Source organism: Kribbella sp. CA-245084, assembly GCF_050942355.1.
Taxonomy (GTDB): domain Bacteria; phylum Actinomycetota; class Actinomycetes; order Propionibacteriales; family Kribbellaceae; genus Kribbella.
In genome coordinates this window covers 1,508,170-1,529,375 of sequence record NZ_CP192053.1, presented here as the reverse complement: position 1 = coordinate 1,529,375, position 21,206 = coordinate 1,508,170, and the positions used below count along the sequence as shown (strand labels likewise).

General features: G+C 68.4%; 22 protein-coding genes. 7 read left to right on the top strand and 15 right to left on the bottom strand.

Annotation, left to right across the window (positions count from 1 at the left end; translation table 11 throughout):
- The first annotated feature begins 9 nt into the window (after positions 1-9).
- Genes ACQPYH_RS07550 through ACQPYH_RS07540 form a run of 3 tightly spaced genes read left to right on the top strand, consistent with a single transcriptional unit; the run spans position 10 to position 2,726 of the window.
- Positions 10-726 (top strand): amino acid ABC transporter permease, encoded by a 717-nt coding sequence (locus ACQPYH_RS07550; RefSeq protein WP_432888414.1) that lies wholly within the window; start codon positions 10-12, stop codon positions 724-726.
- Complete coding sequence (locus ACQPYH_RS07545) at positions 723-1,490, top strand: amino acid ABC transporter ATP-binding protein (protein WP_432888412.1); 768 nt, start codon at positions 723-725, stop codon at positions 1,488-1,490. Before ACQPYH_RS07550 ends, ACQPYH_RS07545 begins: the two co-directional genes overlap by 4 nt.
- The gene (locus tag ACQPYH_RS07540; RefSeq protein WP_432888410.1) at positions 1,491-2,726 is read left to right on the top strand and encodes an NAD(P)/FAD-dependent oxidoreductase; all 1,236 of its coding nucleotides are present in this window, start codon (positions 1,491-1,493) and stop codon (positions 2,724-2,726) included.
- Here the strand turns inward: ACQPYH_RS07540 and ACQPYH_RS07535 are convergent.
- Both ACQPYH_RS07535 and ACQPYH_RS07530 read right to left on the bottom strand, forming a co-directional pair.
- Positions 2,701-3,123: a DUF2000 family protein gene (locus ACQPYH_RS07535; protein WP_432888408.1), complete on the bottom strand. Its 423-nt coding sequence runs from the start codon at positions 3,121-3,123 to the stop codon at positions 2,701-2,703. The two genes, ACQPYH_RS07540 and ACQPYH_RS07535, sit on opposite strands and share 26 nt — an antisense overlap.
- A gap of 44 nt (positions 3,124-3,167) precedes the next feature.
- Positions 3,168-3,572 (bottom strand): MarR family winged helix-turn-helix transcriptional regulator, encoded by a 405-nt coding sequence (locus ACQPYH_RS07530; protein ID WP_432888406.1) that lies wholly within the window; start codon positions 3,570-3,572, stop codon positions 3,168-3,170.
- Positions 3,573-3,626: 54 nt separating this feature from the next.
- Between ACQPYH_RS07530 and ACQPYH_RS07525 the strand changes: the two genes are divergently transcribed.
- Complete coding sequence (locus tag ACQPYH_RS07525) at positions 3,627-4,370, top strand: alpha/beta fold hydrolase (RefSeq protein ID WP_432888404.1); 744 nt, start codon at positions 3,627-3,629, stop codon at positions 4,368-4,370.
- 96 nt (positions 4,371-4,466) lie between these two features.
- Here ACQPYH_RS07525 and ACQPYH_RS07520 read toward each other — a convergent pair whose 3' ends face one another.
- Positions 4,467-5,294: a M55 family metallopeptidase gene (locus tag ACQPYH_RS07520; RefSeq protein ID WP_432888402.1), complete on the bottom strand. Its 828-nt coding sequence runs from the start codon at positions 5,292-5,294 to the stop codon at positions 4,467-4,469.
- A 24-nt stretch (positions 5,295-5,318) separates the two neighbouring features.
- On the opposite strand from ACQPYH_RS07520, the gene ACQPYH_RS07515 reads away from it, so the two are divergent.
- Positions 5,319-6,113 (top strand): AraC family transcriptional regulator, encoded by a 795-nt coding sequence (locus ACQPYH_RS07515; protein ID WP_432888400.1) that lies wholly within the window; start codon positions 5,319-5,321, stop codon positions 6,111-6,113.
- On the opposite strand, the gene ACQPYH_RS07510 is transcribed toward ACQPYH_RS07515, so the two are convergent.
- The 8 genes from ACQPYH_RS07510 to ACQPYH_RS07475 all read right to left on the bottom strand — a co-directional run bounded on the left by ACQPYH_RS07510 (position 6,085) and on the right by ACQPYH_RS07475 (position 15,783).
- The gene (locus tag ACQPYH_RS07510) at positions 6,085-6,315 is read right to left on the bottom strand and encodes an SCO4848 family membrane protein (RefSeq protein ID WP_130444104.1); all 231 of its coding nucleotides are present in this window, start codon (positions 6,313-6,315) and stop codon (positions 6,085-6,087) included. The two genes, ACQPYH_RS07515 and ACQPYH_RS07510, sit on opposite strands and share 29 nt — an antisense overlap.
- Positions 6,316-9,078, bottom strand: a complete 2,763-nt coding sequence (locus ACQPYH_RS07505) for an AAA family ATPase (RefSeq protein WP_432888398.1) — start codon at positions 9,076-9,078, stop codon at positions 6,316-6,318.
- Positions 9,079-9,303: 225 nt separating this feature from the next.
- On the bottom strand, positions 9,304-10,806 hold the full coding sequence (locus ACQPYH_RS07500; RefSeq protein WP_432888396.1) for an amino acid permease: 1,503 nt from the start codon (positions 10,804-10,806) through the stop codon (positions 9,304-9,306).
- A gap of 93 nt (positions 10,807-10,899) precedes the next feature.
- Entirely contained in the window at positions 10,900-11,619 is a 720-nt protein-coding gene (locus ACQPYH_RS07495; RefSeq protein WP_432888394.1) for a FadR/GntR family transcriptional regulator, read from the bottom strand.
- A gap of 9 nt (positions 11,620-11,628) precedes the next feature.
- Complete coding sequence (locus ACQPYH_RS07490; protein ID WP_432888392.1) at positions 11,629-12,405, bottom strand: 3-oxoacyl-ACP reductase; 777 nt, start codon at positions 12,403-12,405, stop codon at positions 11,629-11,631.
- Complete coding sequence (locus tag ACQPYH_RS07485) at positions 12,406-13,752, bottom strand: aldehyde dehydrogenase family protein (RefSeq protein WP_432888390.1); 1,347 nt, start codon at positions 13,750-13,752, stop codon at positions 12,406-12,408. It abuts the gene before it with no gap.
- Complete coding sequence (locus tag ACQPYH_RS07480; protein ID WP_432888388.1) at positions 13,749-14,450, bottom strand: gamma-glutamyl-gamma-aminobutyrate hydrolase family protein; 702 nt, start codon at positions 14,448-14,450, stop codon at positions 13,749-13,751. The genes ACQPYH_RS07485 and ACQPYH_RS07480 overlap by 4 nt, the downstream gene beginning before the upstream one ends.
- A complete protein-coding gene (locus tag ACQPYH_RS07475) occupies positions 14,431-15,783 on the bottom strand; it encodes a glutamine synthetase family protein (protein ID WP_432888387.1) in 1,353 nt (450 codons plus the stop codon). The genes ACQPYH_RS07480 and ACQPYH_RS07475 overlap by 20 nt, the downstream gene beginning before the upstream one ends.
- Before the next feature lie 172 nt (positions 15,784-15,955).
- Between ACQPYH_RS07475 and ACQPYH_RS07470 the strand changes: the two genes are divergently transcribed.
- Positions 15,956-16,900 carry a zinc metalloprotease gene (locus ACQPYH_RS07470; RefSeq protein ID WP_432888385.1) on the top strand — a complete coding sequence of 315 codons (945 nt, stop codon included), beginning with the start codon at positions 15,956-15,958 and terminating at the stop codon, positions 16,898-16,900.
- A 57-nt stretch (positions 16,901-16,957) separates the two neighbouring features.
- Complete coding sequence (locus tag ACQPYH_RS07465; protein WP_432888383.1) at positions 16,958-18,085, top strand: D-alanyl-D-alanine carboxypeptidase family protein; 1,128 nt, start codon at positions 16,958-16,960, stop codon at positions 18,083-18,085.
- Here the strand turns inward: ACQPYH_RS07465 and ACQPYH_RS07460 are convergent.
- From ACQPYH_RS07460 to ACQPYH_RS07445, 4 genes are read right to left on the bottom strand one after another with little or no spacing between them, the layout of a single operon-like run.
- Entirely contained in the window at positions 18,082-19,125 is a 1,044-nt protein-coding gene (locus ACQPYH_RS07460) for a YihY/virulence factor BrkB family protein (protein WP_432888381.1), read from the bottom strand. The genes ACQPYH_RS07465 and ACQPYH_RS07460 overlap by 4 nt on opposite strands.
- A 29-nt stretch (positions 19,126-19,154) precedes the next feature.
- Positions 19,155-19,667, bottom strand: a complete 513-nt coding sequence (locus tag ACQPYH_RS07455) for a 2'-5' RNA ligase family protein (protein WP_130444084.1) — start codon at positions 19,665-19,667, stop codon at positions 19,155-19,157.
- Positions 19,668-19,673: 6 nt separating this feature from the next.
- Positions 19,674-20,729 carry a tryptophan--tRNA ligase gene (gene trpS, locus ACQPYH_RS07450; RefSeq protein WP_432888379.1) on the bottom strand — a complete coding sequence of 352 codons (1,056 nt, stop codon included), beginning with the start codon at positions 20,727-20,729 and terminating at the stop codon, positions 19,674-19,676.
- A gap of 51 nt (positions 20,730-20,780) precedes the next feature.
- Positions 20,781-21,182 carry a hypothetical protein gene (locus ACQPYH_RS07445; protein ID WP_432888377.1) on the bottom strand — a complete coding sequence of 134 codons (402 nt, stop codon included), beginning with the start codon at positions 21,180-21,182 and terminating at the stop codon, positions 20,781-20,783.
- Between the last annotated feature and the right edge of the window lie 24 nt (positions 21,183-21,206).

Sequence of the window (21,206 nt, the reverse complement as noted above, 5' to 3'; positions counted from 1 at the left end):
GAGGTCGTGATGTTCCAGGTTCCCTGGGGCGATTACGCCCCCGCTCTGCTGGACGGTCTCGAACGCACCGTCCTCTACACGATCGCGAGCTTCGCCGGCGCCGCCGCACTCGGGCTCGCCCTCGCCCTGCTCCGGGTCAGCCGCCATCGCGCGCTCCGGATCCCGGCCGCGATCTACACCGAGGTGTTCAAGAACATCCCGCTGCTCGCGATCATCTTCGTGACGTACTTCGGCCTCGCGTCGGTCGGCCTGAAGCTGGGCGTGTTCAGCGCCGGCTGCGTGAGCCTGATCGTCTTCTACGCGGCGTATCTGTCGGAGATCTTCCGGTCCGCGATCGCCGGCGTCCACGCCGGTCAGCAGGAAGCGTCCGAGGCACTCGGACTCGGCAAGGTCAGCACCTTCGCGTACGTCGTGTTCCCGCAGGCGCTGCGCTCGGCGCTCCCGGGTACGAACACGATGCTCGTCGACCTGCTCAAGTCCACGTCGTTGCTGGTCACGATCTCGGCGGCCGAGCTGATGTCCGAGGGACGGCTGATCACGTCGGCGACGTTCCGCGCGCTCGAGGTGTACCTCGTGATCGCGGCGATCTACTTCGTGCTCTGCTACCCGCTCTCCCAGGGCCTGCTCTGGCTGGAGCGGAAGATCCGGGCCGGCGTACCACTCACGCCTCGGCGTCGTCGACGGCTGAAGGCGGCGCGGGCCATGCTGGAAGGAGCCTCGGCATGAACGTCAGAGCTTTGAGTGATGTCGTGGTGCGGATCGAGGGTCTGAACAAGTCCTTCGACGGACGGCTGGTGCTGGACGGGGTCAGCCTGAAGGTCAAGCATCGGCAGATCGTCGCGATCATCGGGCAGAGCGGCGGCGGCAAGACGACCTTGCTGCGCTGCCTGAACCTGCTCGAACAACCGGACGAAGCCTTGATGGAGGTCGCCGGGGAGACGATCTTCAGCGGGTCCTCGTTGCAGTGCCGGGATCTGGCGAAGCTGCGGCAGTCGGTCGGCATGGTCTTCCAGCGGTTCAACCTCTTCCCGCACCTGACCGCGGTGGAGAACGTGATGCTCGCTCAGCTGCGCGCCGGCGTACCCGAGAAGGACGCGCTGGAGCGGGCCGTGCAGCTGCTGCGTCGTGTCGGCCTGGCGCACAGGGCGCTGGCGTACCCGGAGCAGATGTCGGGTGGTGAGCAGCAGCGCGTCGCGATCGCGCGGGCGCTGGCGTTGAAGCCGTCCGTCCTGTTGTTCGACGAGCCGACGTCCTCGCTGGACCCGGAGTCGACGGCCGAGGTACTGCGGGTGATGCGCGAGCTGGCCGCGGACGGGATGACGATGGTGCTGGTCACGCACGAGCTGCCGTTCGCGCGGGACGTGGCGGACTGGGTGGTGTTCGTCGACGGCGGCAAGATCGTCGAGCAGGGTGCGCCGGCCGACGTACTGGGCAAGCCGCAGGAACTGCGGACACGGACGTTCCTTGCCTCCTACGCAGCGGGGCAGTAGATGCGCATCATCGTGATCGGCGGCGGCGTCATCGGCCTGTGGTCCGCCGTCGCCCTGGCCGAGGCAGGCGCCGACGTCACCGTGCTGGACGCCGGGCCACAGAGCGGATTCGCCTCGCCCGCCGCGGCCGGCTGGGTCGTCCCGGCGCTCTCCGCGCCATTGTCGGGGCCGGGTGTGCTGCTGCACTCCGCACGTCAGGTGCTGCATCGTGAAGCGCCGTTCAGCGTCGCGCCGCGGCTGACGTCGACGTTGTTGCGGTGGATCGTCGGGTTCGTGCGGAGCGGTTCGGCCAGCCAGTACGCCGCTGGGCTGCGCGCCGTACTGGATCTCGGGGCCGGGTGTGTGGACGACTTCAACCGGTTGCAGGAGACGTCCGACCTGGAACTGCGGCAGACCGGGTTGTTGATGACCGCGCTGACGCGGGCCGGGTTGGACGAGGTCGCGCAGTTGGCCGAGGCGACGACGGCGGCCGGATACAAGGGCGGTTACGAGATCCTCGACGGGCCGTCGGCGCGTCTACGGGAGCCCGCGTTGGGTCCGGCTGTCCTCGGGGCCGTGCACGCGGTCGATGAAGTCCAGGTGCGGCCTGAGCAGGTTCTGCGCGCGTTACGCGAGCAGTTCACCGGCCGCCTGGTGAACGCCACAGTCAGCAGACTGCGGCCGGGGTGGGATGTCGAGACCAGCGTCGGGCGATTCAGTGCGGATCGGCTGCTCGTTGCCGCGGGTGCTTGGTCGACCGAGTTGCTCGCGGTGCTCGGCGTACGGATACCGTTGCTGGCGGCAACCGGTTACAGCATCACCACACCGGGCACGGGTCTGGCTCCCCGGCTGGCCGTGAAACTCGTCGAGCCGAGTATCGCGGTGACGCCGTTCGCGGACGGCGTGCGGGTTGCGGCGCGGCTCGACCTCGGTCGGCCGGGCGGTCCGATCACGGAACGCCGGCTGGCCGCAGTACTCGATCGGACCACGCCGTACTTCGCCGACTGGCGACCGGGGTTGTCGACGGCAACGTTCGCCGGCATGCGGCCCGCGACGCCGGACAGCCTGCCGCTGATCGGGGCGATCCCCGGCCACCGCGGGCTGTACGTCGCCACCGGGCACGGCATGCTCGGGTTGACGTTGGCGCCCGGGACCGCGCGGCACGTCGTACCGCTGGTGCTGGACGACGTACGGTCGCCGGAGCTGCAGCCGTTTGCGCCGGAGCGGTATCTCAGTGGTGCATGGCGGCGCCCTTGAGCACCTTGTCGACCGCGTTCTTCGGCCCGTAGCAGGCGATCCCGACCAGGTCGAGGTCCGCGGTCGACACCGCCTTCAACGCCGCGCGATTGTCGCGGTCGTTGCCCGTAGCAAACAAATCCTGGGTGAAGACGGCATGCTCGAGCTCGCGGCGGAGCGCGCGCTCGTGGGCGGTCGCCATGAACTCCTTGCTGCCCTCGAACACCAGCACCGGCTGCCGGAACATCGGCAGGTAGCCGGTCCCGTCGCCATCTTCGTAGGGCTCACCCACAACCTCCGGGTGCGTCGCCGCGATCCCGCTGACCAGGAACGCGGTCACGTTCAACCGCTGCCACACCGCCAGATCGTCGCGCAACAGCACAGCGATCTTCGTATCGAATCTGATCGGCTCATCCACAGCTTCGATGCTCGCGGACGACCCCGGTGGCGGTCTTGTACGTTTTAAGCCACCTTGGTCAGCAGCTTGTGTAGCGTCGCGCGCTCCGCCGCGCTCAGCGGGCTGAGTGACTCGGTGAGGACGGACTCGAGGATCTTGCCGCCGGCCTTCCGGATCCGCTCGCCCTCTGGGGTCAACGCATGGCGTACGGCGCGACCGCGGCCCTCGACGCGCTCGATCAGGCCGCGGGCGATCATCCGGGTGGCCAGTGAGCCCATCGACTGATCGGTCTGGAACGTGCGCTGGGCCAGGTCGTGGAGGGAAGCATCCGGAGCCTCGTGCAACCGGCGGAGCACGTCCCACTGCGGCAGCGAGACGCCGAGCTCGGCCAGGCGCTTGCTCGCCTCGGTGTGATGACGCCACTGCAACCGCTTGACTGCGATCCCGATGTCCTGCACGGAAGGCTCCACGGCGATCACAATAGCAGGTTGTTTATATAAGGATGCTGATCTAAGGTTCCTTATATGCTGACCTTCGAAGAGCACGGCACCGGCCGACCCGTCCTGTTACTCCACGGCGGAGGCGGCCCGCAGACCGTCGCGCCCTTCGGCGTACGACTGGCGGTCGAGCTGCCTGCCCACGTCGTCGTACCCACGCATCCCGGCTTCGGCGGGACCCCGCGCCCCGATGACCTCACCACGATCGCCGGCCTCGCCACGTCGTACGCCGACCTGCTCGACCGGCTCGACCTCGAGGACGTGCTGGTGATCGGCAACTCGATCGGCGGCTGGATCGCGGCCGAGCTGGCTCTCCTCAACTCGCCGCGGGTCACCTCGCTGGTGATCGTCGACGGCGTCGGCCTGCAGGTCCCCGGCCACCCGGTCGCGGACTTCTTCTCGCTGACCTTCCCCGAGTTGGCTGAGCTGAGCTACTACAACCCCGACACCTTCCGCATCGACCCGACCCAGCTCCCGCCGGCCGCGCAAGCCCAGCTGGCCGGCAACCGAGCCGCCCTGGCCGTCTACACGGCCACGATGGAAGACCCAACGTTGCAAGCACGCCTCGCCGCGATCACCATCCCCACCACGGTCATCTGGGGCGACAGCGACCGCATCGGCGATCCCACCTACGGCCGCGCGTACGCCGATGCCATCCCCAACGCCACCTTCGAACTCCTCGACAACACCGGCCACCTCCCCCAACTAGAGAGCCCCGACCTCCTGCTGGCCAGCCTCAGCTTGAGAATCAGCGCTAAGGACAGGAGGTAGTGCCGGTTGGCGCCCTCGGCGAGCCAGCTCTGAGCGTGCGCCGACGCCGGACCGCCCACGACCTCCTGTCCTTAGCCAACCCCACCCCGACGAGTTTCAGCAGTACGGCTGGTTGGACGTAACGGCTGTGCAGACGCGCAGGAACAGGTTGAAGAGGCGGTAGAGCTGGAGCATGTCGCCTTCGACGGTCACCGTGCGGTCGTCCTGTCGCTCGACACCCGGGATTGCCAGGAGGTGCAGGGCGACGGACGCGGACTGCCAGCGGACGGTGAGGCGGTGGGGACCGCGCTCGGCAGGCGGCGTTGTCAGGTTGGCCAACGCATCGGTCGTGGTGGTCTCGATGGACTCGCGAGCCTCGGCGACCGGCACCAACTGAGCGGCGAAGCGGTCCTTGGCGAATTTGACCGGGACGGTAGCGACCGTGGGGTCCCAGGCCTTCGTCTCGTCGCAGGCGGAGTCGTCGCCGGTCAGGAGCGCGACGGGTACGCCGTATGCCGCTGCCGCCGCGTGGAGCAGGCCGATCTCGCCGGTGGGCCGGTCGTCGAGCCAGATGTCCTCGATCTCGTGGCCCATGAAGCTGTGACTCAGTACGCCGAGCACGCCGGCGCGGGCGTGGAAGCCGATGCAGAGCACCGCGTCGTACTCGGACGACAGGCCCTCGATCATGCCCATCGGCTTCGGGCGGCCCTTGATCAGGCGGGCACGCGGGTCGAGGAGGTCGGGGAGGAGATTGCGCATCGGGCCGTGGGCGTCGTTGACCAGTACGGCGGTCGCGCCGGCGGCGTACGCACCGCGGATGGCGGCGTTCACGTCCTCCGTCATCATCACCCGGCTGCGCTCGTAGTCCCGTCCCGGCGGCTGCACGTCCTCCGCGTCGACCAGTCCGGTGATGCCTTCCATATCCGCGCTCACGTAAACCTTCACGCCCAGAAGCGTATGTTCTGAGGTATGAGCAGCGGCGCCGTGGTCCGGGCGTGGCGGCCTGGGCTGGCCGGGGTCGTCGAGGTGTTGCACGCCCATTTCCCGTCGCATGCGTACCCGACGCACACCCACGACGCGTGGACCGTGCTGATCGTCGACGAGGGCGCGGTCCGGTACGACCTGGACCACCGCGAGCACGGTCTGGCCCAGGCGCAGGTCTCGCTGCTGCCGCCGCATGTGCCGCACGACGGGCGGTCGGTCCTGCCGCAGGGGTTCCGGAAGCGGGTCCTCTATCTGGCGCCCGATCGGCTCGGTGGCGACCATCTGATCGGCGCAGCCGTCGACCACCCGGAGTACGTCGACCCGATCCTCAGACACCGGATCCATCAGTTGCATCGAGTGCTCCTTGACGGCCAGGAGGATCTGGAGGCTCAGAGCCGTCTGACGTTGATCGAGGAACGACTCTCGCAGCACCTACGTCGCACCGTCGTCGCCCCACCGGATCGCTCCGACTCCGGCGTGGCCGCACAGTTACGTGAACTGCTGGACTCGAAGGTGACCGACGGGATCACGCTGGAGGACGCGGCGAAGGTAGTGCATGCGCATCCGGCGCATCTGGTGCGGGCGTTCAGCCGCGAGTACGGCATGCCGCCGCACCGGTACCTCACCGGCCGCCGGGTCGATCTGGCCCGGCGGTACCTGCTCGACGGCCACCCGGCCGCCGAGGTGGCGACGCTGGCCGGGTTCTACGACCAGTCACACCTCAACCGGCACTTCCGGAAACTGCTCGGTGTCACACCGGCGAGCTTTGTGAAGCCTTAGCCGCCTTGTACGCGCGCACACCCCAGGTGCCGAGCAGTACGGCGATCAGCAGGTTCACGATGACCAGGATCGTGTGTGCCACGTAGTACCCGGTCGGGCGACCCTCGGTGTCCATCAGCGCTTTGATGAACCGCAGGTAGGTGATGACGTTCCAGGCCGCGATGGCGAGCAGGACGAGAGCGTGTTTCCGTTCGAGCTTCACCTAACCATTGTGACCGGGCCGGTCCACCATGCGGAGCAGTTGGGTGCGGTTGGCGACCCCGAAGCGCCGGTACAGGCGGGTCAGCTGGGACTCGACCGCCTTCACCGACAGGTACAGAGCCGCGGCGATCTCGCGGTTGGTGGAGCCGTCGCGGACCATCGAGACGATCTGCTGCTCGTTGTCGGTCAGCTCCGACGGCTGCCGGCTCCGGCTCGGTACGTCGAGGCGCGCCAGCTCGGTCTCGGCCACCTCGCGCCAGGCGGGAGCGCCGTACGCCTCGAACTGCTCGATCGCGTCCAGGAACGCGGTCCGCGCGACCGAACGGCGACGGGCCTGCCGGGCGACGCGGCCGCGGGTGAGCTCGCAGCGCGCGAGATCGAGCGGGTAGACGCGATCCCCCGCCGTACTGATCGTCTTCTCCAGCAGGTCGAGCGCCGCGGCCGGGTCGCCCTGCTTGGCGATCAGCAGCGCCTCGGACCGGGCCAGGCCGATCATGATCACTTCACGGTCGAGGTTCTCGGCGCGGGTCCGGATCTCGGCAATCAGTGCGGCCGCGTCGTCCAGCCGGCCGGCCGCGACCAGCGCCTCCGCGTAGTCGGCGTGCCACGGGATCACGGCCGGGTCGTACGGCATCGCGGCCTCGCCCGACTCCGCGATCGCGTCGAACGACTCGACCGCCCGCTGCGGATCGCCGGTCAGCACGGCCATCAGCCCGATGCTCGCCAACGCGGGGCCGGTCCACTCGTCGTTCCCGACCAGGCGGACGCCTTCCAGCGCGGCCTCGGCGAGCTGCCGGCCCATGGCCGCCGAACCGCCGACCCACTCGGCGCGGCTGGCGATGACCATGCCGACCTCGGCCTCGTCACCGATGTCCTGCATCAGCTGGTAGCACTCGTGACCGGCAGCCAGTGCGTCGGCGCCGCGCCCGCTCCGCTCGTAGATCGCAGTCGCCGAGATCAGCGCGGACGCCAGCCAGCGCATCGCGCCATGGTCGCGTACGTCGTCCACCAGCGCCGTGATCCGGGTGATCGCCTCGTCCATCCGCCCGCGGAACAGCTCCCGCATCGCGGCCATCTGCCGCGCATTCACCACGGTCTTGGTGAGCGGCAGTCCCTTCGCGAGCTCGGCAGCCTGCTCGAGCACCGCGTCCGCGGACTCCTCGGCATCACGCGCGAACAACACCGAGCTCGCTGCGCTCAACGCGTCGACAACTGCCTCGATGTCACCGGCCTCGCGCGCCAGAGCCTCGGCGACGCGGGCGTCCTCCTGCGCGTCGTCCAGGCTGCGATCGAAGTAGTGGCTGTGGCTGCGCTCGATCCGCACCCGCGCCTCGAGCCGCTTGTCGCCCTTCGCCGCAGCGAACGCCTCCGCGAGCAGCTCGACCCGGCGGTCGCGCTCCGGCCAGACCGCATCCGCGCTCAGCAGCAGCGCCGGCACCTTCGTCTCAGGCTTCGTCGCAGCCTGTACGGCGAACTGGGCCATGTCGGCCGACTCCGCAAGATGCCCAGCGGCCGCGGCGTCATCGGACGCCCGGGTCAGACGGCGGGCGCGATCGTCCGGCCGCGTGATCGGCGTACGCTCCGCGCTCAATCGCCACAGGGTCGCGGCGGCGCCGGGCGCCCCACGGCCGGCGGCGACGGTGGCGGCCTCTTCGATCGCGGCGGCCAGCTCCGGGTCGGCCTCCTGGGTGGCCAGAGCGCGATGGGTCGCGTTCTCGACCGGCTCGTCGACCACGGCCGCGAGCTGGGCGTGCGCCTGGCGACGCGCGGCTGACGTCGCCTCGGCGTACACGAACTCGCGAAGCAGCGGGTGGGTGAAGCGAAGGCGCTCGGCCGAGATGTCGATCAGGCCGAGGGACTCGGCCTCGGCGAGGTCAGCCTCGATCGGGCGGTCGAGGGACCGCGCGAGCTGGGTCGTGGTCGGGCGCGGCGACGACGCGGCATGCAGGAGCAGCTCGTGCGCGGCGGGCTCAAGCGTGGAGAGGCGGTCGCCGAGCAGCGTCTTGAGGCGGCTGGACACGGGGAGCGGGTCGTTGGGCGAGACGCTCTTCGGGTGCCGCAGTACGGCGCGACCGAGCTCGAGGGCCATGAACGGGTTGCCGGCGCTCGCGGTGAAGATGCGGCGGGCAGTGCGGACCGGGAGCGGGTTCGAGAGTCGCTGGCGGAGCAGAGCAAGGACATCAGGCTCGGTCAACGGCGGGACTTCGAGCTGCAGCACGGGCTCCGGGCACGCGTCGACCATCATCGGGAGATCGCCGTCGGCCACCTGCTCGGTGGCGAGCAGATGCACGCCCTCGGACAGGCGGCGGGCGCAGAACGTGAGCACCTCGAGGCTCGACGGGTCCACCCACTGGATGTCGTCGACGACCAGCAACACCGGGCCGGTCGTGGCCAGACGGCGCAGCACGTGCAGCACGGCGAGGCGTACGGCGAGCTCGTCGCGCACCGTGTCCGGGGCGCTCGCCTTCAGCAGCGCCACCTCCAGCGGCTGGCGGAGGTGATCCGGGAGCACGCCCCAGGCGAACTCGAGCTGGTTGGACAGCAGGTCGAGAAGCGTGACGTACGGGAGGCCGGCCTCGGAGTTGGACGGGGCCGCGCTGAGAATCCGGCAGCCCTTGCGGCCGCGATCCGCGACCAGGGCGCGCCCGAGAGCTGACTTGCCGATACCGGTCGGGCCGTACAGCAGCACACTGCCGCTGGTCTCGAGCTGCTTGGTAGCACGCTCAACCAGTCCTGCTCGCCCGACCAGTTCGTCGTCAGTCATCTAGCTCCCCGAAGGATTCCCCTCGTCGATTATCACAGGAAACGACCGTTCGACACGGCAAGTGTCACATGAGGAAATTTGATGGTCACCATCCTGTCACCCACTCTTGCCCAGATCCGAGCAGTCACGACGGCACGATCGTGCCGGGGCACCGGATGGTCTGCGCTTGTAGACAAAGTTCAACCGCCTGCCGCGATCTTGCGCGACAGGCGGTTGAATGCAGGACTAGATGGACTCGAGATCTCGTTCTATGGCAGCCAGTTCTTCCTCGCTGCCTTGGACCTTGGGGCCGGTGAACCAGGTGCGAGCGGACAGGAACCAGTACGCCGCCGCGAAGCCCAGCACGACCAGAACCGCGATCGGCGTGTAGTTGAACGTGCTACCGGTGACCGGGCTGACCTGCGGCAGCATGAACAGGATCGTGATGAACGCGACCCAGACGATCGCCACGATGCCGATCGGCCGGCTCCAGCGGCCGAGGTTCCACGGGCCGGGCTGGAAACGGTCACCCTGCATGAGCCGGAGCAGCGTCGGCAGGACGTAGGCGATGTAGAGGCCGATCACCGCGATCGACGTGACCGCGGCGTACGCCGTCGCGTTCCACAGGTACGGCAGGCCCAGGACGAACGCACCGGCCGCAGCCAGCCAGATCGCGTTGGTCGGCGTCCGGGTGCGGTGGTTGATCTTGTGCCAGAACTTCGAACCCGGCAGCGCGCCGTCCCGGGAGAACGCGTAGATCATCCGCGAGTTCGCCGTCACCGACGACATCCCGCAGAACAACTGCGCCCCGATCACGATCAGCAGCAGGATCTTGCCGGTCACCGCACCGACCGCGTCGATGAAGATCTGCGCGGGCGGTACGCCGGTGGAGCTGTGCAGCGAACCGTCGTAGTTCTGGATCGCGAACGTCAGGCCGATCAGCAGCACCCATCCGGCTGCCAAGGACACGAGGATCGACATCACGATTCCACGGGGACCGGAGCGCGCCGCGTCATGCGTCTCCTCGGTCATGTGCGCCGAGGCGTCGTACCCGGTGAAGGTGTACTGCGCCAGCAGCAGGCCGAGCAGGGCGACGTAGAAGGTCGAACCCCAGCCGGTGTTGTTCACGAAGTGGCCGAACACGAACGACGCCGACTGGTGCTTGTCCGGCACGAACACCAGCGCGCCGACGATGATCAGCACGCCGACGATGTGCCACCAGACGCTGATGTCGTTGAGCCGCGCGACCAGCTTCACACCGAACGAGTTCAGCAGGCCGTGCAGCAGCAGGATGAGCCCGAACAGCAGGATCGTGTGCCCCGGCGTCGCACTGAATCCGAACTGCAGGTCCAGGAACGCATTCAGGAAGAACGCCGCCCCGAAGTCGATGCCGGCCGTCACCGCGACCTGGCCGAGGAAGTTGAACCACCCGGTGAACCACGACCAGGCCGCGCCGTTCGACGGCGCGAGTTTCGCGGACCAGTAGTACAGGCCACCGGCGGTCGGGAAACTCGAGCACACCTCCGCCATCGCGAGGCCGACGAACAACGTCATCAGCCCGACGATCGGCCAGCCCCAGACGATCATCACCGGGCCGCCGGTGTTCATCCCGAACCCGTACAACGTCAAGCAGCCGGACAGGATCGAGATGATCGTGAACGACACCGCGAAGTTCGAGAACCCGGACATCGTCCGGTTCAGCTCCTGCGCGTAACCCAGTTGGTGCAGGCGATCCTCGTCGTCAGTCATTGAGCCTCCTAGACCCAGACAGCACAGCGCCTCAATGGTCTTCCCCCAGACCTTTACGCAATTGAGGCACCCGGCATCCCGGGTGTCAAGGAGTCAGGCGAGAAAGCCGTGCAGCAGTACCGCCGTACCCGAGAGGTGTTCCTGCATCGCCTGCCGGGCGGCGTCGGGATCGCCGGCGAGGATCGCGGTGACGATCGCCTGGTGCTGTTCGTTGGAGTGCTGGATGTTGCGCTCGAGCAACGGGATCGCGTCGAGGAGTTCGTTCAGGCGCATGCGGACGTCCGCCATCGCGGACGTCAGCGACGGCGAGCCGGTCACCTCGGCGATCGCCAGGTGCAGGCGGGAGTCCAGGCGGCGGTAGTCGGCGAGCCGGGCGGCCGACGTGTCGGCGAGGCATCGCTCGAGATGGTCGCGTTCGGCTTCGCTCAGCTCGCGGGTCGCAGCGGCTTCGGCGGCGCCGGTCTCCAGCACGAACCGCAGCGTGAGTGCGTCATCCAGGCCGTCGGCCAGGTCACGCGCGAGCCGCTTGGCCGGCGTACGGCGGGGTTTGGGCAGCTGCTCGTTGACGAACGTGCCGCCGTACCGGCCGCGCCGGGACTCGACGTACCCGGCCTCGGTGAGCGCGTGGATCGCCTCCCGGAGCGTCACCCGGCTGACGTTCAGCCGGGCTGCGAGTTCCCGCTCCGGCGGCAACCGGTCGCCGGGCACGACGACGCCGAGCTTGATTGCCTGCAGCAACCGCTCGACCGTCTCCTCGAACGGGTTCCCGGCCCGGACCGGCCGGAACACCGCCTCGTTTGCCTGAACGACCATGGCTCCAGACTAGATCGGTGTGACGTAGGCGCCCGAGATCCCCCCGTCGACGAGGAACGTGTTGGCGGTGATGAAGGACGAGTCGTCGCTGGCGAGGAATGCGACTGCGGCGGCGATCTCGTCGGGTTCGCCGAAGCGGCCCATCGGGACGTGGACCAGCCGGCGCTGGGCACGCTCGGGGTCCTTCGCGAACAGCTCGGTGAGCAGCGGCGTGTTCACCGGGCCCGGGCAGAGCGCGTTCACCCGGATCCCCTGCCGCGCGAACTCGACCCCGAGCTCGCGGCTCATGGCCAGTACGCCGCCCTTGGAGGCGGAGTACGAGATCTGCGAGGTTGCCGCGCCCATCACCGCGACGAACGACGCGGTGTTGATGATCGAGCCCTTGTTCTGCCGTTGCATGTAAGGGATCGCGGCCTTGCAGCACAGGTAGACCGAGGTCAGGTTGACCTCCTGGACCTTGCGCCACGCCTCGAGACCGGTGTCCAGGATCGACGCGTCGTCGGGCGGCGAGATACCCGCGTTGTTGAACGCGATGTCCACGCTGCCGTAGGTGTCGAAAGCCTGCTTGAAGAGGTTCTCGACGGCGGCCGCGTCGGTGACGTCGGTCGAGACGAACAGCCCGCCGACCTCGTCCGCGGCCTGCTTGCCCGCGTCCGGGTCGAGGTCGCCGATCACGACGTGTGCGCCCTCCGCGGCGAGCCGCCGTACCGTGGCCAGGCCGATTCCGCTGGCCCCGCCGGTCACCACCGCGACGCGGCCCTCGAGCCGATGCGCCTTGACGTCCATTCAGTCCTCCGTGCTGATGAAGATGTTCTTGGTCTCGGTGAACGCATTCAGGGCGTCCGGGCCGAGCTCCCGGCCGAGGCCGGACTGCTTGTAACCGCCGAACGGCGTCGAGTACCGCACCGACGAGTTCGAGTTGATTGAGAGGTTGCCGGCCTCGACCCCGCGGCCGACCCGGATCGCGCGACCGACATCCCGGGTCCAGATCGAGCCGGACAGCCCGTACTCGCTGTCGTTCGCGATCCGCACCGCGTCCGCCTCGTCCTCGAACGGAATCACCGCCACGACCGGCCCGAAGATCTCCTCCCTCACCGCCCTGTCGCTCGGAGGCGCCAGCACGGTCGGCGGGAACCAGAACCCGGGCCCGCTCGGCGCAGTCCCCTGGAATGCCGGGTCCTCGACGTACGACGCGACCTGCTCGAGTTGGGCCTTCGAGATCAGGGGACCCATCTCGGTCGCCGGATCACTCGGATCGCCGACCTTGAAGTTCTTCACCGCAGGCTCGAGCAACTCCATGAACCGGTCGTACACCGTGCGTTCCACGAGAATCCGCGACCGCGCGCAACAGTCCTGCCCCGCGTTGTCGAACACGCCGTACGGCGCCTGCGCTGCGGCCTTCTCCAGATCCGCGTCCGCGAAGACGACGTTCGCCGATTTGCCGCCCAGCTCGAGCGTCAGCCGCTTCACCTGGTCCGCGCAACCGGCCATGATCTGCTTGCCGACCGTGGTGGATCCGGTGAAGACGATCTTGCGGACGTCCGGGTGGGTCACGAACCGCTGCCCGACCGTCCTCCCGGGACCCGGGACGACTTCGAACACACCCGGCGGGAGGCCTGCTTCGAGGGCGAGCTCGCCGAGGCGGATCGCGGTGAGCGGGGTGAGCTCGGCCGGCTTGAGTACGACGGTGTTGCCTGCGGCAAGCGCCGGCGCGAAACCCCAACCTGCGATGGGCATCGGGAAGTTCCAGGGGACGATCACGCCGACCACGCCGAGCGGCTCCTGGAACGTCACATTGATGCCTCCGGCAACAGGAATCTGCTTGCCGAACAGGCGTTCCGGCGCGGCCGCGTAGTACGTCAGGACGTCGCGGACGTTGCCCGCCTCCCAGCGGGCGTTGCCGATCGTGTGGCCGGCGTTCTCGACCTCCAGCGCGGCCAGGTTCTCCAGGTCGGCGTCGACAGCGTCGGCGAATCGCCTGAGCAGCCTGCCTCGGTCGGCCGGGTTCACGTCCCGCCAGGACTCGAAAGCCCTTGCTGCTTTCGCGATCGCGGCGTCCGCCTCGGGCTCGCCGGCGAGCTCGATGGTCCGGATCACCTTCTCGGTGGCCGGATTGAGTACGTCGTACGTCATTGCGTGCTCCTGATCAACGCGGTGAACAACCGCAGGTCCTCGGGGGTCTCTTCCGGGTGCCACTGCACGCCCAGCGCGAAGTCGCGGCCCTCCACCTCGGCCGCCTCGATCGTCCCGTCGCCGGAGCGGGCGGTGACCTTCAAGCCGGGTGCGACGACGTCGAGCGCCTGGTGGTGGTAGCAACTGCCGCTCGCCCGCTCGCCGAGGATCCGGCCGGCCAGCGAGTCGGGCTCGACCTTGATCTCGGTGGTCGCGAAGACCCCGGGTCCGCCACGATGGTCGTTGGTGATGACGTCGGGCAGGTGCTGGTGGAGGGTGCCGCCGAGCGTGACGTTCAGCATCTGCAACCCTCGGCAGACCGCCAGCAACGGGAGGTCCCGCTCGAGCGCGCCGTGGATCAGCACCCGCTCGTGCTCGTCACGTCCCGGTCGGGTGTCGACGGTTTCGGGGTGTGCGTCCTCGCCGTACGCAGCCGGGTCGACATCACAGCCGCCCGATACGACCAGTCCGTCGAGGATGTCGAGAACCGTGACGTCGGTCCCGATGGGCGGCAAGAGGATCGGCGTACCGCCCGCAGCGGCGACGGCGTCGAGGTAGACACGCGGGAGGACGGCCGCCTCCCGCTGCCAGATCCCCCAGCTTGTCGGCTCGAGGTACGTCGTGATGCCGATGCGCGGTCTAGAGACGTTCGAAACCACGGATCCGCTCCCAGTCGGTGACGGCGGCGTCGTACGCGTCGAGCTCGATCCGCGCGGTGTTGGTGTAATGGTCGACCATCTCGTCGCCGAACGCCTCGCGCGCCAGCTTCGAGCCAGTGAACAGCGCCGCGGCCTCGCGCAGGGTGGACGGCACGTGTTCCTTGTCGGACTCGTAGGCGTTGCCTTCGAGCAGGGGCTCGAGTTCCAGTTCGTTCTCGATGCCGTGCAGGCCGGAGGCGATGATCGCGGCGACGGCGAGGTACGGGTTCACGTCGCCGCCGGGGAGACGGTTCTCCACCCGGAGCGAGTCGCCGTGCCCGACCACACGGAGCGAGCAGGTGCGGTTGTCGAGACCCCACGCAACCGCGGTCGGGGCGAAGCTGCCGCGGACGAATCGCTTGTAGGAGTTGATGTTCGGGGCGAGCAGATAGGTGAACTCGGACAAGCAGGCTAGCTGTCCCGCGATGAAATGCTCCATCAGCTGCGAGAACCCGTAGTCGCGATCGCCGGCGAGAACGGGATCGCCATCGGTGGAGCGAAAGCTCAGGTGGATGTGGCAGGAGTTGCCTTCACGTTCGTCGTACTTCGCCATGAACGTGAGGCTCTTGCCGTGTTTGGCGGCGATCTCCTTCGCACCGGTCTTGTAGATCGAGTGGTTGTCGCAGGTGGCGAGCGCTTCGTCGTACCGGAAGGCGATCTCGTGCTGGCCGAGGTTGCACTCGCCCTTCGCGGACTCGACGTACAGGCCGGCGCCGGTCATGCCGTTGCGGATGTCGCGCAGCAGCGGCTCGATGCGGGAGGTGCCGAGCAGGGAGTAGTCGACGTTGTACTGGTTCGCCGGGGTGAGGCCGGTGTAGCGCTTGTTCCAGGCGGTCTCGAACGTGTCGTCGAAGACGATGAACTCGAGCTCGGTCCCGACGTACGCCTTGAGGTTCTTCTCCGCCAGCCGGTCGAGCTGCTTGCGTAGTACCTGCCGCGGGGAGGCGACGACGGGCTGACCATCCAGCCACTGCACGTCGCACAGCACCATCGCCGTACCTTCGAGCCACGGGACCAGCCGGAGCGTGTCCAGATCGGGCGCCATCACCAGGTCGCCGTACCCACGCTCCCACGACGACATCGTGTAGCCGTCGACGGTATTCATGTCCACGTCGACGGCCAGCAGGTAGTTACACCCCTCGGTCCCGTGCTTCAGCACTTCCTCCACGAAGTACCGAGCCCCACACCGCTTCCCTTGCAACCGCCCCTGCATATCGGTGATCGCCACCAACACCGTGTCAACCTCACCGGCCTCAACCAGCCCCCGCAGCTCCTCCACACCCAACACAGCCACTCCCGGAGTCTATTGGTCTATCTCCAGTCCATTGACTCAAGCCTAGCCCGGAGTGTCAATGCGGTGCCGTGGCACCAAGCGGTCAGGGAATGGGTTGGCACTCCTCGGGATCGTGGGGAAAATCGGCGGATTCGGCCGCACCGCCCAAGCGGCCCGATTCTGGAGGACCGCTATGCGATCTTTCGTTACCCGTCCCCGCGCCCTGGCCGTTCTGCTGGCTGGTACGGCGCTTGCTTTCAGCCCGCTCGGTGGACAGGCGACTGCTCAGTTGCCTGTCCACCAGACCGGGAACCCGGCGTGTTTCACGCCGGAGGACGGAGCCGCCGCGCGTGGTGGCTTCGGTGCTGACCACCGCGACCTGTCGGTGGCCGAGCAGAAGGCCATCGACGCCAAGACGGCGGCGATCCTCAAGGCCAAGCAGGCCCGTGGACTCGCACCCACGGCCGGCAAGCTGGCCGCGGCCAGTGTCCCGGTGTACGTGCACGTCATGCTCAGCACGTCCGGTGCCGGTGACGTCACCTCGACCCAGATCAACCAGCAGATTGCCGAGTTGAACCAGGACTACGCGGGTCAGGAGTCGTCGCAGGCCGCTAACACCGGCTTCACGTTCTACCTGGCCGGCACCAACCGCTACAAGAACAACCAGTGGCACAACGACCGCCAGAGCACGCAATACCGGTCACAAACGCGCCAGGGCGGTAAGAACGCCCTGAACATCTGGCTGGTCGACTTCTCGTATCTCGGGATCGCCACCTTCCCGTGGGACTACGCCAGCAACCCGAGCATCGACGGCATCCGGGTCCAGTACAGCTCGCTGCCCGGCGGCTCGGCGACCAACTTCAACCTCGGCAAGACCGCGTCCCACGAGGCCGGCCACTGGTTCGGGCTCTACCACACGTTCCAGGGCGGCTGCACGAGCACGAACGACTCGGTGTCCGACACGCCGGCCCAGAGCAGCGCCTCCAGCGGCTGCCCGACCGGCCGGGACTCCTGCTCACTCCCGGGGCTGGACCCGATCCACAACTACATGGACTACTCCTACGACTCCTGCTACAACCAGTTCACGCCCGGCCAGTCAACCCGCATGAGCAACATGTGGACGGCCTACCGCGCCTGATCAAGGACAGAGACCCGACTGTGACATCTGCACCGTAGGGCAACTAGAGTGCCCGCGATGCGTTTGCTTCTGACGGCCTGCGCGACCACCGCATTGGCGGTTGCCGGACCTCTGACAGCGACCGCCGCCGATCAGGGCCCACAAGGTCCGGTCGGCGGCGAGCTGCTGACGGCGAAGCCGACGGTGATCGCCGACGGGGCGGCACCGCCGGCTGTGCAGGCGTCGGCGTACGTCGTGGCCGACCTGGACACCGGTCAGGTCCTGGCGGCGAAGGCTCCGCACGCGAAGCTCCGCCCGGCCAGCACGCTCAAGACGCTGACCGCTCTCGTCCTGCTGCCCAGGCTGAAGAAGACCGATCCGGTGGTCGGTTCGGACGCCGACGCCGGGATCATCGGCAGCAAGGTCGGCGTGTACCCCGGCCTGCACTACACCGTCGACCTGCTCTTCCAGGGCATGTTCCTGGCCTCCGGGAACGACGCCGTCCATGCGCTCTGCGCGCACGACCAGGGCGGCATCCCCGCGACCATCCAGCGGATGAACACGAAGGCCAAGGAGATCGGCGCGCTCGACACGCACGTGACCGACCCCACCGGCCTGGACGCCGACGGGCAGTACTCCAGCGCCTACGACCTGGCCCTGTTCGCACAGGCGGGGCTCGCACGCCCGGACTTCGCGAAGTACGCGTCGACGAAGTTCACGAACTTCCCGAACGCCGGCAACAAGGGCACGTACCAGGTCGCGAACCAGAACAAGCTGCTGTTCAACTACGACGGCGCTCTCGGCGTCAAGACCGGCTACACCACGCTGGCCCGCAACACGTTCGTCGGCGCCGCCCGGCGCAACGGCCACACGCTGGTCGTGACGATGATGAACGCGCCGCACGGCATCACCGAGGACGCCAGCAACCTGCTGACCTGGACGTTCGCCAACTACGGCAAACTCAAGCCGGTCGGCACGCTGGTGAAGGCCGACGCCCCGCCGAAGACCACGACCCAGGGCAAGCCCGCCGACAAGCCCGCCTCAGGTACTGCGCGGCCGCAGCGCAGCCGGACGGTCCTGAGCCCCGGCCAGGCTGTCCAGTCCCTCGCCTTCCGCGTCCCCGTCTGGGCGTACGCCGGACCGCCCGTCCTGCTCCTCGGCCTGTTCCTGCGCCGACCGCGCACGCTCCGCCGGCGCCGTCACTAACGACGTACTGAGCGCACCGCCCGGATCGCCTGCACGGCGACCGTGGTGAGCGTGGCGCCCAGCACCGCACCGGCGGCCACCGCGACCGTGTCGGCCTTTCGCTCCGGGATCGGGACCACCTTGTACCGCTTGCCGGGCGGCCCGAGCAGCAGCGGCTCTTCTTCTTCCTCAACGACCTCAGGCTCGGCAGTGGCCTCCGCCGGTACGACGACGGTCGCTTCCTTCGTCCACGCCGCGACCAGCATGATCACCCGCGTCATCAGGTAGATCCACACGAGCAGCGCCAGCGGCAACGCCAGAGCGCCGTACGCCGCATTCGCGCCGATCACGTGGCTCACGTACAGGTTGCCGAGCCGCTGGGCGAGGTAGTACACGATGCCGCCGGCCAGCGCGCCGATCAGCAGGACCTTCGGCGGCACCGCGATCCGCGGCAGCGCTGTCAGCAGGTACCCGAACAGGAGCGCCCCGGCGGCGATACCGATCACGATGCTGATCACCTGGAGACCCCAGTCGGCCAGCCAGGTGCCGTCCAGGTTGCTCGCGTCGACGATCCGTCGGGACAGTCCGGTCAGGACGGACGAGGCGCCGGTCGCGATCAGCCCGATCAGCCCGAGGCCGATCAGCGCGCCGGTGTCGGCGAGCTTCTGCTGCACCGCGTTCCCCGGCTGGTCGTCCAGCTCGTGCATCAGCCGGATCGAGGCCCGCAGCGCGTCGATCCAGCCCAGGCCCGTCAGCAGCAGGCCGATCCCGGAGATCAACCCGATCGTGCCCGCGTGGGCGATCAGTGCGTCGATGTCGATGTTGTTGCCGATCCCCGGCAGGTTCTGTTCCAGAGATTTCTTCAGCGTCTCGATCGCGTCGTCGCCGAGCAGCGGTCCGATGATCGCCGCCGCCAGCACGATCAAGGGGAACAGCGACAGGAACCCGAAGAAGCTCGTCGCGCCGGCCAGGCGGTTACCGCGCTGGTTCCCGTACCGCTGCCAGGCCCGCCACAGCTGCGTCCGGCCGAACCATTGCCAGGCGGCCTTGAGCTTTTTCATGAATCTCCTGTACCCGCCGACGAGGAGGCTCAGCCTGCCAGTGGGAACGACCGCTGCGGCCGCCACACGCCGTCGGCGCCGTGTTCGTAACGGCTGAAGTACTCGACGTCGAACGCGCAGTCGTACTCCGACAGGGCGTCGTACGCGCGATCGAGGGCATCCTTGTCGAGGTCGTGCGCGACCGTGACGTGCGGGTGGTACGGGAACCGCAGGTCGACCCGCAGCGGGCCGGACCGCACCTGCGACTGCAGTACTTCGCACGAGGAGATGCCCTCGGCCAGCGGCACGAACACCACCGGCGAGATCGGCCGGAACGTCGCCGTACCGCGGAGCCGGATCCGGAACTTCGGGAACCGCGCCGCCACCTCGAGCAGGTGCGCGTCGATCACGTCGAGGTCCGCCGCCTCGATGTCGGTCGGCGGCAGCAGCGTGACGTGGGTGGGGATCGACGCGGCCATCGGATCGCCGAACTCGGCCCGGAACTTCTGCAGCTCCGAGCCGTACGGCTCCGCGATCGGGATCGCGACACCGATCGTCGTCATCCGGGGCTACCGGCCCTGCGGCGGGCCGGCGACGAACCCGAGCCGGTCGTAGACCCGGGCCAGGGTCGGCTCGGTGACCGCGCGCGCCCGCTCGGCGCCCGCGGCCAGGATCGCGTCCAGCTGAGCCTTGTCGTCGAGGTAGCCGAGCGTCTTCTCCCGGAACGGCGTGACGAACTCGACCACGACGTCGGCCAGGTCCTTCTTGAAGTCGCCGTACCCGCGGCCGGCGTACTCGTCCTCGAGCTCGCTGATCTTGCGGCCGGTGAGCGCGGAGTAGATCGTCAGCAGGTTCGCGACGCCGGGCTTGTTCTCCTGGTCGAAGATCACGTCGCGGCCGGAGTCGGTGACCGCGGAACGGATCTTCTTCGCGCTGACCTTCGGGTCGTCGAGCAGGTCGATGATGCCGGCCGGGGACGAGCTGGACTTGCTCATCTTGGCCGACGGGTCCTGCAGGTCGGAGATCTTCGCCGTCTCCTTGACGATGTACGGCTCCGGCAGCCGGAAGGTCTTGCCGAAGCGGTGGTTGAACCGCTGGGCGAGGTCGCGGGTCAGCTCGAGGTGCTGACGCTGGTCCTCGCCGACCGGGACGCGGTCGGCCTGGTAGACCAGGATGTCCGCGGCCTGCAGGATCGGGTAGGTGAACAGGCCGACGGTGGCGCGGTCGGCGCCGCCCTTGGCGGACTTGTCCTTGAACTGCGTCATCCGGCTGGCCTCGCCGAAGCCCGTGATGCAGCCGAGCACCCAGCTCAGCTGCGCGTGCTCGGGCACCTGCGACTGGACGAACAGGGTGGACCGCTCCGGGTCGATCCCGGCCGCGAGCAGCTGCGCCGCGGACCGGCGGGTGCGCTCGCGGAGCGCCTTCGGCTCGTACTCCACGGTGATCGCGTGCAGGTCGACGACGCAGTAGAACGCCTCGTGGTCCTCCTGCAGGGCCACCCACTGCCGCACCGCGCCGAGGTAGTTGCCGAAGTGGAAGGAGTCCGCCGTCGGCTGGATCCCGGAAAGCACGCGAGGGCGCCGCTGGGAACCGGCTGCGGAGGGGTCAGACGCAGCTTGGGACATACGCACGATTCTGCCAGCGACCCCGGTCCAGCCATCACCCGGGCGGTATACCTACCAGGACCACCCTCGGGAGGCCAGTTCCTGCTCCTCCTGCCAGCGCTTCTCTTCGGGTTGTTTGGCGTCTGGATCGGGTACGCCGGCCAGGCGGCACGCCTCGTCCAGGAGGTCGTCGTACGCCGCCTCGAGCGCCATCAGGCGGTGAGCCTTCGCGTAGACGTGCGGCGTGGACTCCACCCGGCGGATCTTGGTGGACAACGTCCCGAGCCGCGTCTGCAGCCGGAGCGTGTCGAACGGGTCCGGCAGCGGGACCGGGCGACGGCGGAACCGACCGTGCGCTCGCGCCGTCACACGCTGCATCCGGCGCCGCCAGCGGCTCGGCGGCGGGTTCGGCAGCAGGAGGTTGAGCAGGGCGCAGAGCATCAAGAACAGAACCGCTGCTCCGAGCCATGCCATGTCGCCACTCCTCAGCAAGAGAGT